Annotated in this window: 1 protein-coding gene; it reads right to left on the bottom strand. The window is 45.8% G+C overall.

What is annotated here, in order from left to right; all coding sequences use genetic code 11:
- Positions 1-310, bottom strand: a 310-nt coding sequence (locus tag A3762_RS27250; RefSeq protein ID WP_369820670.1) for an aminotransferase class I/II-fold pyridoxal phosphate-dependent enzyme, incomplete at both ends; no start/stop codon positions are given.

The following is a 310-nucleotide window of genomic DNA, read 5'->3' as shown; positions in this document are numbered from 1 at the left end:
AGTAGAGGATGCCCTCCATCCAAACACTTTATGAGCACGCCCTGAGTCTTCATTGCTTCAAAAACACTTCGTGCTCCACCATTACTGCAGCGCACGAGCACGAAATTCGCTTCGCTAGGGAAAACTTCCAGACCATCAATATCCGCCAAGGAAGCGAGTAACTCAGATCGAGCAGTCTTAAGCAACTCACATTGAGCCGCTAGTTTGTCATAGTGCTTGATAGCTAAACTAGCGCTGGCCTGTGTTAACACATTGATATTGTATGGCAAACGAAGCTTCTCAAATTCTTTAAGCCAATTACTGCTACCCA

Source organism: Oleiphilus sp. HI0125, from assembly GCF_001635355.1.
Note: the sequence above shows the minus strand (reverse complement) of the source record. Positions and strands in the feature narration are given on the sequence as shown.